A 15893-nucleotide genomic window follows, 5' to 3' on the forward strand; every position below is an offset into this window, starting at 1 on the left:
TGCCCCCTCCCTTTGCCGTAGGCAAGGGGAGGGCTGGGGAGGGGTGCTCTTGCCCCCTCCCTTGCGCCGAAGGCGGAGGGGAGGGCTGGGGAGGGGTAAAGCTTCCAGCCACCAACATCAATAATCCACCCGCACACCACTGCTGCGATACTGACGGACAAATCTCAATGCTTCCGCAGCAGCAGGTCGGCGCGGAAGCCCAGCAGCAGAGCGATCAAACGAATGAAGATTCTGGTTACCGGTGGTGGTGGTTTTCTCGGTCAGGCCTTGTGCCGTGGCCTGGTCGAACGCGGCCATCAGGTGCTGAGCTTCAATCGCGGTCATTACCCTTCCCTGCAGGAGATTGGCGTCGGCCAGATCCGCGGTGACCTCGCTGATGCCAATGCCGTGCACCACGCTGCCGCCGGTGTCGATGCCATCTTCCACAATGCCGCCAAGGCCGGTGCCTGGGGCAGCTACGACAGCTACTTCCAGGCCAATGTGGTCGGCACCCGCAACGTGCTTGCCGCCTGCAAGGCGCATGACATCCGCCGCTTGGTCTATACCTCCACGCCCAGCGTCACTCACCGCGCCACCCATCCGGTCGAAGGTCTTGGCGCAGATGAGGTGCCCTATGGCGAGGACTTCCAGGCGCCGTATGCCGCCACCAAAACCATCGCCGAGCAGGAAGTGCTGGCCGCCAATGGCGCCGATCTGGCAACCATTGCCCTGCGCCCGCGCCTGATCTGGGGCCCGGGCGACAACCAGCTGGTGCCGCGCCTGGCCGAACGCGCGCGCGCCGGCCGTCTGCGCTTTGTCGGTGATGGCAACAACAAGGTGGATACCACCTTCATCGACAACGCCGCGCAGGCGCATTTCGATGCCTTCGATCATCTGGTGGTGGGTGCGGCCTGCGCTGGCAAGGCGTACTTCATCTCCAACGGCGAACCGCTGCCGATGCGTGAACTGCTGAACCGCTTGCTTGCCGCTGTTGGTGCGCCTGCAGTGGAGAAGTCGATCTCGTTCAAGACCGCGTACCGCATCGGCTCGCTCTGCGAAAAGCTGTGGCCGCTGCTGCGCCTGTCTGGCGAGCCGCCGATGACACGTTTTCTCGCCGAGCAGCTGTGCACGCCGCATTGGTATTCGATGGAGCCGGCACGCCGTGATTTCGGCTACGTGCCCAAGGTCTCGATCGAAGAAGGTCTGCGCCGGTTGGCCGCTGCTTCCTGAATGGAGTGCGTCATCATCATGCGACGCTAACGCTCTTGTCACCGTATCGCGACCGGCGATTGCCGAGGATGGAACCCTGATTCCAACCGAGGACCCAGCCCATGCTGCATTACGCCGTCGTTTTCTTCGTCATCGCCATCATTGCAGCCGTGCTCGGCTTCAGTGGCATTGCCGGTGCGGCAAGCAATATCGCGTGGATCCTGTTTGTCGTGTTCCTGATCCTTGCGGTGGTGTCGATGTTCCGCAAGAAAGGCTGATCGTTTCCGACGCCAGAAACAGAACGGCCCGCATCCTCCTGGAGGGTGCGGGCCGCGTCGTTTCGGTAGTTTCGATCAGGCCGAAGTGCTGATCGAGCTGCGCAGGTTCTTGTCAGCAGCGTGACGCTCAAGCGCCAGTTCGATCAGGCGCGTGATCAGCGCGGTATAGCCCAGGCCACTTGCGCCCCACAGCTTGGGATACATGCTGATCTTGGTGAAGCCGGGCAGGGTGTTCAGTTCGTTGATGACGACGTCACCGGCTTCGGTGAGGAACACGTCCACACGCGCCATGCCGATGCAGTCCAGCGCCTGGTAGGCGCGCACGGCGATCTCGCGGATGCGCTGCTGCGCATCGGCAGCGATATCGGCCGGAATCACCGTCTCCGCGCCGCTGGCGCTGATGTACTTGGTGTCATAGGCGTAGAAGTCGTCATGCACCACCACTTCGCCGCAGACACTGGCTTCAGGCACGTCATTGCCCAGCACCGCGCACTCGATCTCGCGGCCGACAATCGCCGACTCCACCAGCACCTTGTGGTCGAACGACAGGGCCAGCGCCATCGCGGTGGCGAATTCGTCGGCATTGCGTACCTTGCTCACGCCCACCGATGAACCCTGGTTGGCCGGCTTTACGAACAGCGGCAGGCCGAGCTGTGCGACCAGTGCAGCGTAGTCAGCGCGTGCAGCGGTGACATGGTTGAAGCAGGCAAACGGTGCCACCGCCAGGCCGGCATCACGCAGCAAGCGCTTGGCCATGTCCTTGTCCATCGCCGCGGCTGCACCAAGCACGCCGGGGCCAGCGAACGGCAGGTTCAAGGTGCGCAGCAGGCCCTGCAGGGTGCCGTCTTCGCCGAGGGTGCCGTGCACGATCGGGAACACCACGTCCAGCTGCGGCACCTCGCGGCCATCGGCAGCCAGCAGCTGGCCGCGCTCGGCGCCGGGCAGCACCGACAGCACCGGGCCGGAGGTATCCAGCGCGATGCGCTTTGGATCATCGGCATTGAGCAGGAAGCCGGCCGCATCGCACAGGTGCCACAGGCCTTGCTTGTCCACGCCGATCAGGCTGACGTCGAAACGTTCCTTGTCCAGCGCATCGAAGATGTTCTTCGCCGACTGCAGCGAGACCTCGTGCTCGGCCGAACGACCGCCGAAGATGATGCCAACCCGGGTCTTGCCCATTGCCTGTGTGCTCCTGACGCTGTGTTTGGTGATGTCTGCATAGCATGAACTCAAATGCCGGGATTGGGGAATGGGGAATCGGGAATGGGTAACCGCAGCGACCAAGGACCACGAATCGCTGCAAGCCTGCTGCGTCGCCATGCATCCACAGCGCCGCAGAAAGCCACGCTACATGAACAAACCCTGTGCCGGCGAAGGCGCAGGTCGCTGGCTCCGTCCATTCTCGATTCTCCACTCGCCATTCCCGGCCCTACGGGCCAGCGCCCCTCCGGTAGAATGCCCGGCATGCCTGCATCCCCCTTCAAAATGATCAAGCCGCTGGCCGGCCGCGCGCTGGAAGTGGCCTTGAACCGCGCGCTGGCGCTGGACCCGGATACCCGCACCGCACTGGCCTCGCTGGATGGCCAACGCATCGCCCTGACCCTGGAATCGCCGTCGCTGGCGATGCAGATCGGGGTCGCCGGCGAACGCCTCACCGTGGGCCCGGTGGACCCCTCGCTGGAGCCGGACCTGGCCGTGCGCAGCACGCTGGGCGGGGTGCTGGCACAGCTTCCATTCCTGGCCAACGCACGGCGCGGCAACAGCGCGCCTGCTGGCCGGGTCAAGGTATCCGGCGATGCCGAGCTGGCGCGCCGCCTGCAGCAGCTGGCCACCCGTTTTGATCCGGATTGGCAGCAACCCTTTGTCAAAGCCTTTGGCGAGATCCTCGGCGTGCAGATCGCGCAGACCCTGCGTGCAGCTTTGCTGCAGGCCAGGCGCAGCGCCAAGGACCTGGCCGAAACCGCCGCCGAATACGTTACCGAGGAGTCGCGTGATGTCGTTGCCCGTGCCGAGCTGGATGCCTTCCATGATGATGTGGACGTGATCCGCGATGACGTCGAACGCATGGCTGCGCGCATCGCGCGCCTGCGTCAGCGCGCTGGAGGTGCTGCATGAAGCTGCTCCGCGCCATGTTCCGCGCCAGCCGCATCGGCCGGGTGATCCTGCGTTACCGCCTGGATGACCTGCTCGATGACACTCCGGTCGAACGCTGGTTGAGCGTTGCCAAGCCGTTCGTGCCGCGCGCCAGTGCCGATATCGCCTCGCAGTCGCGCGGTGCGCGCCTGCGTCTGGCGCTGCAGGAGCTGGGCCCGATCTTCGTCAAGTTCGGCCAGATCCTGTCCACCCGCCGCGACCTGGTGCCGCCGGACGTCGCCGCCGAGCTCACCCTGCTGCAGGACCGGGTCAAGCCCTTCGACGGAGAGCACGCGCTGCAGATCGTCGAGCAGGCGTTGGGCCTGCCGATCACCGAAGCCTTCGCCAGCTTCGACACCACACCGCTGGCCTCGGCCTCGATCGCGCAGGTGCATGCGGCGACCTTGGACGATGGCCGCCAGGTTGTGGTCAAGGTGCTGCGCCCGGATATCGAGAAGCAGATCGCCGGTGACATCGCCCTGCTCAAGTCGCTGGCTGCATTGGTCGAACGCACCCATCCGCGTGCCGACAAGATCCGCCCGCGCGAAGTGGTGGCCGAGATCGAGACCACGCTGGCCGCCGAGCTCGACCTGCAGCGCGAAGGCGCCAACGCCAGCGTGCTGCGTCGCTTCTGGGAAAACTCGGACGACCTGTACGTTCCGGAAGTGATCTGGAGCCACACCGCCGAGCGCGCGCTGACCCTGGAACGCGTCTGGGGCATTCCTTCGGACGATATCGTCGCGCTGGACAAGGCCGGCATCGACCGCAAGGCGCTGGCCGCCAAGGGCGTGCGCGTGTTCTACACGCAGGTGTTCCGCGACAACTTCTTCCACGCCGATGCGCATGCCGGCAACATCTGGGTCGATATCGATCCGGCGCGCCGCGACAACCCGCGCTTCATCGCGCTGGACTTCGGCATCATGGGCCAGCTGTCGGAAGAGGATCAGTTCTATCTGGCCGAAAACTTCATGGCCATCTTCAACCGTGATTACCGCCGCATCGCCGAGCTGCACCTGCAGGCGCAGTGGATGCCGAACACGGTACGCATCGACGAGCTGGAAGCCGCTGTGCGTGCGGTCTGCGAACCGTACTTCACCCGGCCGCTGTCGCAGATTTCACTGGCCGAAGTGTTGATGAAGCTGTTCCGCACCGCCCAGCGCTACCAGCTGACGCTGCAGCCGCAGCTGATCCTGCTGCAGAAGACGCTGTTGAACATCGAAGGCGTGGGCCGCCAGCTAGACCCCAATCTGGATATCTGGGAAGTGGCCAAGCCGGTGCTGGAACGCATCCTGCGCGAGCGTTACAGCCCGCGCCGCGCGCTGAAAGAACTGCGCAAGCGCCTGCCGGAAATCATGACCCAGGCCCCGGACATGCCCGCGCTGCTGCACAGCTGGCTGCGCCAGCAGGTGGAAGGCAAGCATGAGCTGGCGATGCGTTCGCAGGACATCGTCAACCTTGAAGGCACGCTGCAGCGCATGCAGCGGCGTGTGGTTACTGCCGTTGCTGGCGCCGGTTTGATGGTGGTTTCCTCATTGTTGTACGGCCTGGAAGCGGGCGGTCCGCAGTTCGCCTCGGTTCCGTTGTGGTCGTGGGTGACTGGCGTGATTGGTTCGATTGCAGTGGCGTCGGCATGGTTGCGCCGATGAGTGATGTTGTTGACGAAGCAGTGGAAGTGCCGGTTGTTTTTGAACCGCTGCCGCTGTTGTACGAAGACCAGTGGTTGGCGGTGGTCAACAAGCCTGCGGGCTTGATGGTCCACGACAGCAAGCTGGCGCGTGGTGAAGATGACTTCCTGGCTGATCGCTTGCGCGAGCAGCTGGGAAAGCCAATTTTTCTGATTCATCGCTTGGATCGCGCCACCAGCGGCTGCCTGCTGTTGGCGTTTGATCGCGAAAGCGCCAGCGTGCTGGGCAAGACGCTGATGGGCGGCGAAGTGGAGAAGGATTACCTCGCGGTGTGTCGCGGTTGGCCGGCGGAGGATGCGTTCACCGTCGATCACGATCTGGATGGTGGTCCCGGCAAGCCGATCAAGAAGCAGGCCATCACCCATTTCCAGAAGCTGCTGGAAGGCGAGTTGCCGATTCCCTCCACAGGCTTCCCGACCTCGCGTTATGCGCTGCTGCGTTGTCAGCCGCAGACCGGGCGTTTCCGGCAGATCCGGCGGCACCTCAAGCACATGTTCCACCACATGATCGGCGACACCAGCCACGGCGACGGGCGGCACAACCGCACGTTCCGCATGCAGGGCGTGCACCGCATGTTGCTGCACGCCGAGCGTCTGGCCTTCCCGCACCCGCAGGACGGCCGCCGCATCGAAGTGCGCGCACCGCTGGACCGCGAGTTCCAGAAAGCGATGGACCTGTTCGGTTGGAAGCTACCGGACTGAGGTAGTGCCGAGCCATGCTCGGCAGGGGCCTTTGGAGTGATCCATCAGCTCTTGTGGGAGCGGCGTAAGCCGCGAAGCCCAAAAATCATCAGATTGCAGAGACGTTGGTGATTCCGATATTGCCAGCTTCGCGGCTTACGCCGCTCCCACAAAAAAACGGAGCGGATGCACCTGTAAGGCCCCCTGCCGAGCATGGCTCGGCACTACAGGTCGCGCTTACTGGACTTCGCTGCTGATCTTCTCAAGGTCCTTCTGCAGATCCGCCATCAGCGGGATCATCTTCTGCTGGATGGCGACCATCAGGTTCTGCATCAGCGCCGGGGTCTTGTCGAGCAGGCTCTGGCCGGCCGGGCTCTCGTAAAACTCGGCCATCGCCAGTACGTCCTCCTTCGAGAACGACTGCTTGTACAGATCCACATACATCGGCCGCATCTGCGACCAGGCCAGGGCCTGACGCAAGGTCTGCGAGGTGCGCTGCTGGATGCGCTGCAGTCCGGCTTTCTGCTCCGCTGTCAGCGATTGCTTCTCGCCGATCTGCGCGAACTGCTGCGCCTGCATTGCTTCCATCTGCGGCAGCATCGCGTCGAGCATATTCTGTGCACGCGAGGCTGCCAGCAGGCGATTGACGTCGGCATCAGTGGCTGGAGTGGCCCATGCAGGTGCGATGCCGGCAAGCAGCAGGCTGGCGGCCATCAGCAAGGGAGCGCAACGGGTGAGGAGGGTTCGACGGCAACGCTGCATGGATCGTCCTTGTGATGGGCAGGGTTCGAGCATAACCGGAGCACCGCCAGGGTCGAAGTCAGGTTCTCTGGACCCTTCACTTGGTTATTGCGTGGCGCGCGGCACAGTTTCGGGTGTAATAAATATCTGATTTTAATGAAATATTTACATATGAATGGAGGTGCATAGCATAATCGCGTTACAGAAAACCTACTAAAATTGCGAAAAATAGAGACGCTAGTCACGTTTCTATCTATGCTTGGCATCAGGAGCTGTACCCAGGGGGGGGTACGTGGCCTCGCAAGCCACCTGCCCGCAACAAGTAGGAACTGCGATGAAAAGTCTGTTCGAGGGGCCGACCGTACTCGTCGTGGCCAGTTGGGTGGCGATTCTCACCCTGCTGTTGGCCACGGTATTGCTATTGATCATTGTCGTTCTGCGGGTAAGGGCACAGCGCAGGGAAAAGCGCGACACCCAAGCTCGTCAGTACTGGAACGATGTTCTGCAGCGCGAGCTTGCCGGTGAGACCGTGCCGGTGCACCGATTGCAACGCGATGAGGTCATAGGCTTCATCGAAGCCTGGAACAGCGTCTGCGAGAGCCTGCCGGAAGCGTCGGTACGGCGGCTGGCCCCGCTCGGTCATCGGGTCGGTCTGGAGGACGCGGCGCAACGCATGTTGCGCGGCAGCTACCACGACCGCGCCATGACCATCATTGCCTTGGGCCATCTGCGCGACCGGCATCTATACGACCTGCTGGCCAAATTCCTCAACGACCGCAGCCCGATCGTCTCGCTGTGTGCAGCGCGGGCGTTGGCGCAGGTGGATCCGCCGCGCGCCATGTCCGCCTTTGTGCCGATGATCACCGAGCGCGAAGACTGGGTGCCAGGCAGCGTGGCGCGGATCCTGGCCGAGAACGAAGACGGCAGCGCCGCCCGCGAGATCAGCAATGCACTGTTGCGCGCCAATGCCGATTCCACCGTGAAGCTGGTCCGCTTCCTTGCCGATATCGATCCGCAGCGTGCCGCGGTGGTGGTGCGGCAATTGCTGGAAGGGCATGTGGATGACCACATCATCTCGGTATGCCTGCAGCTGATCAGCGATCGCCAGGATCGCGAGCGGGTGATCGGTTTCCTCACTGCATCGCGCTGGCATGTACGCATGCACGCGGCGGCGGCGCTGGGACGCATCGGCGAACGCGGTGATGCGACACGACTGGAAGGCCTGCTTTCAGACAGCGTCTGGTGGGTGCGCTACCGCACCGCGCAGGCCTTGTTCAGCTTGCCGGGCATGGGTGCCGATGCCCTGCGTGAAGTGCAGTCGCGGCAGAGTGATGGTTATGGACGCGACATCATCGAACAGGTGCTGTCCGAGAATGCGATGAGGAGTGCGACATGAACGCTTATTGGCAGATGCTGGTGAGCTACGTGCAGCAGATTCCCTGGGTGAGTATCGCCGACTCGCTGCAGTGGTTCTTCATGGCCTACTTCGTCGCGATCAACCTGGCCTACCTGCTGCTGAATTACATCTCGGCCTATCAGATCGTGCGCTATATGCGCGAGTACCGGGCCAATTATCTGCCGGCCGGTCTGCGCGATTACCAGCCGCCGGTAAGCATCATCCTGCCCGCCTACAACGAAGAAACCTCGGTGGTCTCCTCGGTGCGCTCGCTGCTCAAGACCAGCTACCCGGCGTTCGAGATCGTGGTCGTCAACGATGGCTCCAGTGATCGCACGCGCGATGCACTGATCGAGGCGTTTGGACTGGTGCGGGTGCCCGAGGCCTACCGCACCCGCCTGCAGACCGAGCCGGTGCACGGGGTTTACGCTTCGGCAAGTTGCCCGCGCGTGCGCATGGTCGACAAGGCCAATGGCGGCAAGGCCGATGCGATCAATGCCGGTATCAACTGTGTGCGCTATCCGCTGTTCTGCGTGGTCGATGCCGACAGCATCCTGCAGCCGGAGAGCCTGTCGCGGGTGGTGCGGCCGTTCCTTGAGGACAGCCGTGTGGTTGCCAGCGGTGGCGTGGTGCGTGTGCTCAATGGCTGCACGGTGCGCGACGGCATGCTCGACAAGATCGGCCTGCCCAACCGCTGGCTGCCCAGTTTCCAGTTGGTGGAGTATTTGCGTGCGTTTCTGTTCGGGCGCATGGGCTGGTCGCCGATGAACGCGCTGCTGATCATCTCCGGCGCCTTCGGTGTGTTCTACAAGGAACGGGTGATCGCCATCGGTGGCTACCGCACCGACACCGTTGGCGAAGACATGGATCTGGTGATCCGCCTGCACCGAAATCTGCGCGAAGAGAAACGCGACTACCGCATCGTGTTCGTGCCCGACCCGGTGTGCTGGACCGAGGCGCCGACCGATCTTGCTTCACTGCGCAACCAGCGCATGCGCTGGCAGCGCGGTCTGGCCGAAAGCCTGTGGACCAATATCGGCATGTTGTTCAATCGCCGTAGCGGCGCAGCGGGCTGGGTCGCGTTCCCGTTCATGCTGTTCTTCGAGTTTCTCGGCCCGATCATCGAGGTGGTGGGCTATGTCTCGATGATCGTGCTGGCCCTGTGCGGGTTGGTGCAGCTGGACGTGTTCCTGATCTTCCTTGCCGCAGCAGTCGGCATGGGCATCCTGCTCTCGGTCAACGCGATGCTGCTGGAGGAGCTTTCCTTTGGCCTGTACTCGCGGCCAATGCAGCAGCTGCGTTTGTTCGTGGTGGCGATCCTGGAGAACTTCGGCTATCGCCAGCTGAACTCCATCTGGCGATTCTCCGCGACGATCCGCTGGATGTTCAGCCGTCGCAAGCGGCATAGCTGGGGTCGCATCAGTCGTGATGGTTCCTGGCAGCAGAGCCACAAAGAAGAAGTGCCGGTGGCGGTGGCAGTTGCATCGTCAGTGATCAGCGAATCGAGTATCAACAAATGATTTCCAGGAACCGTTCCATGACCCAGCACCATCCCCTCCGTGCTCCGCGCCATGTGCTGTCGCGTTGCCTGTTGCTCGCCCTGGCCGCTGCACCGCTGTTGGTGTTCGCTCAGGAAGCGCCGGATAGCCTGACCGTGCAGTTGCAGCAGATCCGCGAACAGTCCGACGCCAACAACCGTGCTGCAACCATTGCCCGCTACAGCGCGCTGCTGGCCGAGCATCCGGACAACGGTGACGTGCTGTTGGCGCGCGGCCGCACCTATGCCTGGGATGGCCAGTACGCCGCCGCCGAGGCTGATCTGCAGCAGGTGGTGAAGAACAGCCCGACCTATGCCGACGCCTGGTCGGCACTGGGCGATATGTACCGCTGGAGCGACCGCCCGCAGCAGGCCGCCGATGCGTACTCGCGCTGGGTGGAGCTGGCGCCGCAGGACCCGGCCGCGCGCATCGCGCGTGGTCGCGAGCTGCGTGCACTCGGCCAGACTGCTGCTGCGCGTGCTGATTTCGACGCCGCCGCCACGCTGGGTGCGGATCCCAAGGAAATCGCCGAGCTGCGCTTGAGCCTGTTGCCGCGCATGGCCAACCCGGATGCGGTGGCGGCCGATGGCTACCGTTGGGGGGCAAGCCTTGGCTGGGACCACACCCGCTTCAGCGGCGGCCGCCAGAGCTGGAACGACAACGACCTGACCCTGCGCCGCTATTTCCCGCGTGGCTCGCTGGGTCTGGAATTACTGCGCGCCGATCACTTCAATACCTCCGACACCGCCTGGGCGCTGGATGGCTACGCACCGCTATGGTCGCGCGCCTATGCAAACCTGCGTTACCAGCGCGGTCCGTCCAGCGGCGTGCTGCCCAAGCAGAGCTGGCGTGTGGAGGTATTCCAGGGCGTGGGCAGCGGTTGGGAACTGTCGGCCAGCGTCGACCAACTGCGCTTCTCCGACACCACCGAGTTCTACGGCGTCGGCGTCGGTCGCTATGTAGGCAACTGGTATGGCCGCTACAAGCTGCAGCACGTGCCGGGCGTTGGCTCGGGCAGCTGGAGCCACCGGCTGTTGCTGCGCAATTACTACAAGGGCGATGCCGACGACTATCTGGAAGTCAGCGTCAGCAGCGGTCGCAGCAGCGATCTGGATCGCTTCGGCGGCGTGGTGCGTGACAGCAACGCGGCCCTCGGCATCGCGTGGCGGCATCAGGTCACGCCCAACTGGGGCTTCAAGTTGGGTGCCGGCTATGCCGACGACGATGGTGGCTTTGAAGAGCAGCGCCTGTCGGGCTCTATCTATACGCGCTGGTAACGGAGCAGTTGACGATGATTTCCACGCATGACGGCGGCGCCTGGGCGCGCTTTTCTTCAGCCTTCCCGGTGTTGTTGCTTGCGCAGCTGGTGCTGGTCGCAATGGCGATCAGCAACGGTGTTGCAGGTGCTGGCGGCGGCTTGCAGACCGGCGCAATTGTCGGCATTGCCGGTGCACAGGCAATGCTGATGCTGCTGCGTTCGGTGCCGATCCTGGTGCTGTTTTCGCTGCCATTGCTGGCAATCAAGCGGGCCTTGCCGCGGTACATCGCCTTGGGAGTGCTGTGGTCGCTGTTCATCATGGTGCAGGTGTTGCTCGACCAGTATTTCCAGGTCGCGCACGTGCCGCTGGGTGCAGATCTGTTCGGCTACAGCCTTGCCGAGATCCGCACCACGCTGGCCGATGGCGCGCCGCTGGGCCCGCGCGGCGTGCTGGCGATGGTGTTGCCGTTGTTGGTGTTGTGGTTGGGCCTGCTATGGCTGGCACGGCGTGATGCGCGCGGCTCCACGGTGTGGAGCACGGTGTTGTTGGTGGCTGGTGGCCTCGCCTGGATCCTGCCATTGCCCAGTGGCGCGGTAGCCTTGAAGGATGTCGCCTCGCGCGATCTGGCCTGCAACAAACTGGCCTGGTTCAGTGGCGATGTGTGGCGCTGGTTCAAGGGCGAGTCGGATGTGGCTGTCGTACCCAGCGCAGTCGCCAGCGATGAAGCGCCGTTGGATCCGAACTTCCCGTTCCTGCACCAGGAGCAGACCCCGGATGCCTTGGGACCGAACTTCTCACCGACCAGCGATGGCCGTCCGCCGAACGTGGTGTTGATCGTTGTCGAAGGCCTGGGCCGCTCGTTCTCCGGTCCGCAGGCATCGCTGGGCAGCTTCACCCCGTTCCTCGATGAGCTGGCCGAGCGCAGCCTGTACTTCGACAATTTCCTCGCCAATCAGGGCCGCACCTTTGGCGTGCTGCCGACCTTGATTGGTTCCGCACCGTTTGCCGACGAGGGTTTTACCGGCCTTGGTGAACGCATGCCGGCGCATCCTGGCCTGTTCAGCGTGCTGCGCCAGCAGGGCTATAACACCGCCTTCTACAACGGCACCGACACCAACTTCGACAACGAGCGCGCCTACATGCAGGGCCAGCAGGTGCAGACGCTGGTCGACATGAACAATTTTGGTGATGGCTATCAACGCAATCCATTCAGTGCCTGGGGCTACCCGGACAAGGAACTGGTATCGCGCGTGCTTGCCGACACCGACAAAGTGCAGGCGCCGTTCCTGACCGCGATTCAGACCATCTCGATGCACACCAGCTACGAGTTCCCGGATCAGGATGTGTACCGCAAGCAGTTCGAGCAGCGTCTGCAGCAGTTGCAGGTGCCTGAGGCGGAGCGTGCCAGCTACCGCGCCAGCACCGATATCTACAGCACCATCCTGTACACCGATGAGCAGCTGCACCGCTATTTCGCCTCGGTGGAAAAGGCCTCGTGGTACGCCAATACCATCTTCGTCATCACCGGTGATCACCGCCTGCCGGAGATCCCGATGGGCGAGCACGTGGACCGCTACCACGTGCCCTTGATCGTGTTCTCGCCGCTGCTCAAACAGCCCAAGCGCATCCGCGCGGTGTCCTCACAGCTGGACGTGACGCCGTCGTTGATAGCGTTGCTGTCCAACACCTATGGACTGAAGCGTCCGGCACAGACGCCGTGGCTGGGCACCGGCCTGGACATGGCCGAGAGCTTCCGCAGCAATCAGCAATTCCCCTTGAAGCAGACCAAGACCAGTGCGCCGGAATATCTGGCCGGGCGCTGGTGGCTGCATGACGGCAAGTTGTACGAGCTGCAGGACGGTATGCATCTGGCCGAAACCGACGACGCCAGCGTCCTAGCCTGGGCCACACAGCGATTGCAGCGTTATACCCAGGCCAATGCGATCTTCATGCAGAAGAACGCACTGGCGCCAGAAGGTGCGACGCCGAAGTTGGTGGCTTACAGCGCTCCCACAGCTGCTGCCGAAGTGGCTGCGGCACCGGTGGCGCACGGTTTGTCGCTGGCCTCGGCCGAGGTTGCTGCGGTAGCCGATGGCGTGCAGCTGACGGCGGTGTTCAGCAGTGGCGATGCCAAACCCAGCCGCGTGTTCGTGCCGCTGGCGGTGATGTCCAGCGAGGACGGTCGCGAGTTGCAGGAAGTGTATGGGCAGGCAATGCAGCTGCCGCCGGGTGGCAGCCAGAAAGTGCAGTTGCAGCTGCGCCTACCGCAGGACTGTGGTGGCCGTTGCTATGTGTCGGTGTTCCCATCCGACCCGGACAGTGGCAAGGCGATCGGGCAGGGCCGTTACCACCTGCAGGTGGATACCGCCGCAGGCGTGGAGAAGTCGCAATGAGTCGGATGTTCGGCCTTGGCCTGTTGGCCGTGCTGTGTGTAGCACCAATGGCACAGGCGGCAGCGGCCAGCCGAGCGATCTGGACATGGGAAGCCGAGTCGTACGCGATGATCGAGGACCCGGCGGTCGCCGATGAGGCGGTGGCCTACCTCAAGTCGCAGCGCATCGACACCGTGTATCTGTATGCCGACGCCTACAAGGATCGCAACCTCATCGTCGAGAAGCCGGAGTTGTATCGCGCCTTCATCGAGCGCCTGCACGGCAAGAACATGAAGGTCTACGCCCTGCTGGGTTCCTGGTATCTGAGTACCCAGAAATACGTGTTGCCGGAGCACCGCAAGGAGGCCGAAGCGATGTTCCGCCGGGTGGTGGACTACAACGCTTCGGTGCCGGAAGCGGCGCGGTTTGATGGCGCCAATCTGGACATTGAGCCGCATATTCTCGACGAGTGGGACGACGACACCCGTGCCGACCTGCTCATTGGCTTTCTGGACATGAGCGCAGCGGTGATGCGCATCAAGCAGGAAAGCGGCGCGACCTTGGCGGTAGGCCCGGCGATTCCGTTCTGGCTGGACGGCATCGAGGTGGACTGGAATGGCCGCCATCGTCCGGTCAGCGAGCACACCATCAATATCTACGACTACGTCGCCTTGATGGACTACCGCGACAAGGCCGAGGGCCGCGACAGCATCCTGTCGCACGCGTCCAGCGAGATCGCCTATGCCAATGAAGTGGGCAAGAAGGTGGTGATCGGTTTGGAAGTCTCGTCCAACGACATCAACAAGGTCACCTTCCATGAAGAAGGGCCGAAGGTGTTTGAGCAGGAAGTGCGCAAGGTGGAACGTGCGCTGCGTAGCGAGCCTTCGTTTGATGGCTTCGCGATCCATCACTACCGCGCGTACCGGCGCTGGGCCGGGCAGTACTGGGAGTGAATGGAACCCTCCCTTTTGCGCAGCAAAGGGGAGGGTCGGGGAGGGGTTGCTTCTGAAGCTCCAGCCACGAAGCAAAACCCAACCCGCAAGCCCCTGTACTCAGAACCAGCGCAGGCACTCAAAGTCAGCCGCGAAAAGCACCCCTCCCCAACCCTCCCCTGCGCTGCGCGCAAGGGAGGGGGCAGATGGCTGCATTCCGCAGACCTCGCGCGAGTGCATGCTTCGCTCCCTCCCTTTTGCGCAGCAAAGGGGAGGGTTGGGGAGGGGTGACTTTGCTTGAGCTCCCTCCCTTTTGCGTAGCAAAGGGGAGGGCTGGGGAGGGGTGACTTTGCTTGAGCTCCCTCCCTTTTGCGTAGCAAAGGGGAGGGCTGGGGAGGGGTGCTTTTAAAGCTCCAGCCGCTCAGCAAAACCCAGCCGGCAAGATCCTGTAGTTGGAACCAGTGCCGGCACTCAAACTCAGCCGCGAAAGTCACCCCTCCCCAACCCTCCCCTGCGCTATGCGCAAGGGAGGGGGCAACAGCCTTTACAATGCGCCGATGGCGACGGAGCAGATCGAAATCTCGGAACACTTGGCGATACCGGAAACGGAGATCGTCGAGCGTTTCGTGCGCGCTTCCGGCGCGGGCGGGCAGAACGTCAACAAGGTCTCCACCGCGGTGGAACTGCGTTTCGACATCGCCGGCTCGCCGTCCCTGCCTGAACCCTTGCGCGAGCGCCTGCTCGCCCGCCGCGACCGCCGGGTGACCGGCGAGGGCGTGCTGGTGATCGATGCGCAGCGCTTCCGCACCCAGGACCGTAACCGCCAGGATGCGCGCGAACGTCTTGCCAGCTTCATCCAGGCCAGCCTGAGCGTGCCCAAGCCACGGGTGGCGACCAAGCCCTCGTACGGCTCCAAGCTGCGCCGGCTGGATCAGAAAAAGGAACGCGCGCAGGTCAAGCGCGGCCGTTCCACACGTAATTGGGAGTAGTGCTTGAGCAACACACCGCCGATTATTCCGGCTATTCCCGCTGCCATGCCGCAGCGCAAGGGCGCCGCCTTCAGCCGTTGGCTGGGCCGCAGCGTGCTGCGCCTGGGTGGCTGGCAGATCCGTGGACCCATCCCGGACCTGGCCAAAGCGGTGGTGATCGCCGCACCGCATTCGTCCAACTGGGATGGCCTGTGGGGCCTGGCGGCAAAGATGGCGCTGGGTCTGGAGGCGCGCATCCTCGGCAAGGACAAGCTGTTCTGGTGGCCCTTGAGCGTGGTGCTGCGGCGGATGGGCGTGGTGCCGCTGGATCGCAGTTCGCCACAGGGCACGGTCGGCCAGGCGGTGGCGATGATCCGCGACAGCGAGCAGGTCTGGTATGCGCTGGCGCCGGAAGGCACGCGCAAGCAGGTGACTGAATGGAAGGGCGGTTTCCTGAAAATCGCACGCATGGCCGATGTACCGATCATCCCGGCCTATTTCCATTACCCGGAAAAGGTCATCGGCTTTGGCCCGGTGTTCCACACCAGCGGTGACGACGCGGCTGACATGGCCGCCATCCGCCAGTGGTACCGGCAGTGGCAGGGCAAGAACCACAGCTCAAGCTGAGCCGGCAGCCGACAGATCCGGCGCCACCCGGCGCCACCATCGGCACATGTTGGCAACGCGGGAACGGAGTAGGGTAAAGGGCTGTTCGAAGCCCGT

The 15893-nt window shown here is 63.4% G+C and carries 14 protein-coding genes; 12 read left to right on the plus strand and 2 right to left on the minus strand.

Annotation, left to right across the window (positions count from 1 at the left end; all coding sequences use genetic code 11):
* Nucleotides 1-222: 222 nt before the first annotated feature.
* The gene (oleD, locus tag ACVOLZ_RS09120; protein ID WP_481515872.1) at nt 223-1209 is read left to right on the plus strand and encodes a 2-alkyl-3-oxoalkanoate reductase; all 987 of its coding nucleotides are present in this window, start codon (nt 223-225) and stop codon (nt 1207-1209) included.
* A gap of 101 nt (nt 1210-1310) precedes the next feature.
* Nucleotides 1311-1466 carry a DUF1328 domain-containing protein gene (locus ACVOLZ_RS09125; protein WP_282269396.1) on the plus strand — a complete coding sequence of 52 codons (156 nt, stop codon included), beginning with the start codon at nt 1311-1313 and terminating at the stop codon, nt 1464-1466.
* A 75-nt stretch (nt 1467-1541) separates the two neighbouring features.
* On the opposite strand, the gene ddlA is transcribed toward ACVOLZ_RS09125, so the two are convergent.
* Nucleotides 1542-2645: a D-alanine--D-alanine ligase gene (ddlA, locus tag ACVOLZ_RS09130; RefSeq protein ID WP_481515873.1), complete on the minus strand. Its 1104-nt coding sequence runs from the start codon at nt 2643-2645 to the stop codon at nt 1542-1544.
* A gap of 285 nt (nt 2646-2930) precedes the next feature.
* Here ddlA and ACVOLZ_RS09135 point away from each other — a divergent pair, with 285 nt between their 5' ends.
* Genes ACVOLZ_RS09135 through ACVOLZ_RS09145 form a run of 3 tightly spaced genes read left to right on the plus strand, consistent with a single transcriptional unit; the run spans nt 2931 to nt 5985 of the window.
* Nucleotides 2931-3581 carry a ubiquinone biosynthesis accessory factor UbiJ gene (locus ACVOLZ_RS09135; protein ID WP_481515874.1) on the plus strand — a complete coding sequence of 217 codons (651 nt, stop codon included), beginning with the start codon at nt 2931-2933 and terminating at the stop codon, nt 3579-3581.
* A complete protein-coding gene (ubiB, locus tag ACVOLZ_RS09140; RefSeq protein WP_481515875.1) occupies nt 3578-5245 on the plus strand; it encodes a ubiquinone biosynthesis regulatory protein kinase UbiB in 1668 nt (555 codons plus the stop codon). Before ACVOLZ_RS09135 ends, ubiB begins: the two co-directional genes overlap by 4 nt.
* On the plus strand, nt 5242-5985 hold the full coding sequence (locus tag ACVOLZ_RS09145) for a pseudouridine synthase (RefSeq protein WP_481515876.1): 744 nt from the start codon (nt 5242-5244) through the stop codon (nt 5983-5985). Before ubiB ends, ACVOLZ_RS09145 begins: the two co-directional genes overlap by 4 nt.
* Before the next feature lie 216 nt (nt 5986-6201).
* On the opposite strand, the gene ACVOLZ_RS09150 is transcribed toward ACVOLZ_RS09145, so the two are convergent.
* Nucleotides 6202-6678, minus strand: coding sequence for a DUF2059 domain-containing protein (locus ACVOLZ_RS09150; protein WP_481515900.1), 477 nt, complete (start codon nt 6676-6678; stop codon nt 6202-6204).
* 361 nt (nt 6679-7039) lie between these two features.
* Between ACVOLZ_RS09150 and ACVOLZ_RS09155 the strand changes: the two genes are divergently transcribed.
* From ACVOLZ_RS09155 to ACVOLZ_RS09185, 7 genes are all read left to right on the plus strand, one after another.
* Nucleotides 7040-8101, plus strand: coding sequence for a HEAT repeat domain-containing protein (locus tag ACVOLZ_RS09155; RefSeq protein ID WP_481515877.1), 1062 nt, complete (start codon nt 7040-7042; stop codon nt 8099-8101).
* Entirely contained in the window at nt 8098-9621 is a 1524-nt protein-coding gene (locus ACVOLZ_RS09160; RefSeq protein ID WP_481515878.1) for a glycosyltransferase family 2 protein, read from the plus strand. Before ACVOLZ_RS09155 ends, ACVOLZ_RS09160 begins: the two co-directional genes overlap by 4 nt.
* 17 nt (nt 9622-9638) lie before the next feature.
* Complete coding sequence (locus tag ACVOLZ_RS09165; RefSeq protein ID WP_481515879.1) at nt 9639-10916, plus strand: YaiO family outer membrane beta-barrel protein; 1278 nt, start codon at nt 9639-9641, stop codon at nt 10914-10916.
* A 14-nt stretch (nt 10917-10930) separates the two neighbouring features.
* Entirely contained in the window at nt 10931-13291 is a 2361-nt protein-coding gene (locus ACVOLZ_RS09170) for an LTA synthase family protein (RefSeq protein WP_481515880.1), read from the plus strand.
* The gene (locus ACVOLZ_RS09175; protein WP_481515881.1) at nt 13288-14223 is read left to right on the plus strand and encodes a hypothetical protein; all 936 of its coding nucleotides are present in this window, start codon (nt 13288-13290) and stop codon (nt 14221-14223) included. Before ACVOLZ_RS09170 ends, ACVOLZ_RS09175 begins: the two co-directional genes overlap by 4 nt.
* A gap of 536 nt (nt 14224-14759) precedes the next feature.
* A complete protein-coding gene (gene arfB, locus ACVOLZ_RS09180) occupies nt 14760-15191 on the plus strand; it encodes an alternative ribosome rescue aminoacyl-tRNA hydrolase ArfB (RefSeq protein ID WP_481515882.1) in 432 nt (143 codons plus the stop codon).
* A 3-nt stretch (nt 15192-15194) separates the two neighbouring features.
* Nucleotides 15195-15797, plus strand: coding sequence for a lysophospholipid acyltransferase family protein (locus ACVOLZ_RS09185; protein WP_481515883.1), 603 nt, complete (start codon nt 15195-15197; stop codon nt 15795-15797).
* Nucleotides 15798-15893: the final 96 nt, after the last annotated feature.

This window comes from Stenotrophomonas sp. STEN020 (genome assembly GCF_056760195.1).

Coding starts and splice junctions, on each gene's coding strand:
- oleD (WP_481515872.1), top strand. CDS start 223: ATGAAGATTCTGGTTACCGGTGGTGGTGGTTTTCTCGGTCAGGCCTTG.
- ACVOLZ_RS09125 (WP_282269396.1), top strand. CDS start 1,311: ATGCTGCATTACGCCGTCGTTTTCTTCGTCATCGCCATCATTGCAGCC.
- ddlA (WP_481515873.1), bottom strand. CDS start 2,645: ATGGGCAAGACCCGGGTTGGCATCATCTTCGGCGGTCGTTCGGCCGAG.
- ACVOLZ_RS09135 (WP_481515874.1), top strand. CDS start 2,931: ATGCCTGCATCCCCCTTCAAAATGATCAAGCCGCTGGCCGGCCGCGCG.
- ubiB (WP_481515875.1), top strand. CDS start 3,578: ATGAAGCTGCTCCGCGCCATGTTCCGCGCCAGCCGCATCGGCCGGGTG.
- ACVOLZ_RS09145 (WP_481515876.1), top strand. CDS start 5,242: ATGAGTGATGTTGTTGACGAAGCAGTGGAAGTGCCGGTTGTTTTTGAA.
- ACVOLZ_RS09150 (WP_481515900.1), bottom strand. CDS start 6,678: ATGGCCGCCAGCCTGCTGCTTGCCGGCATCGCACCTGCATGGGCCACT.
- ACVOLZ_RS09155 (WP_481515877.1), top strand. CDS start 7,040: ATGAAAAGTCTGTTCGAGGGGCCGACCGTACTCGTCGTGGCCAGTTGG.
- ACVOLZ_RS09160 (WP_481515878.1), top strand. CDS start 8,098: ATGAACGCTTATTGGCAGATGCTGGTGAGCTACGTGCAGCAGATTCCC.
- ACVOLZ_RS09165 (WP_481515879.1), top strand. CDS start 9,639: ATGACCCAGCACCATCCCCTCCGTGCTCCGCGCCATGTGCTGTCGCGT.
- ACVOLZ_RS09170 (WP_481515880.1), top strand. CDS start 10,931: ATGATTTCCACGCATGACGGCGGCGCCTGGGCGCGCTTTTCTTCAGCC.
- ACVOLZ_RS09175 (WP_481515881.1), top strand. CDS start 13,288: ATGAGTCGGATGTTCGGCCTTGGCCTGTTGGCCGTGCTGTGTGTAGCA.
- arfB (WP_481515882.1), top strand. CDS start 14,760: ATGGCGACGGAGCAGATCGAAATCTCGGAACACTTGGCGATACCGGAA.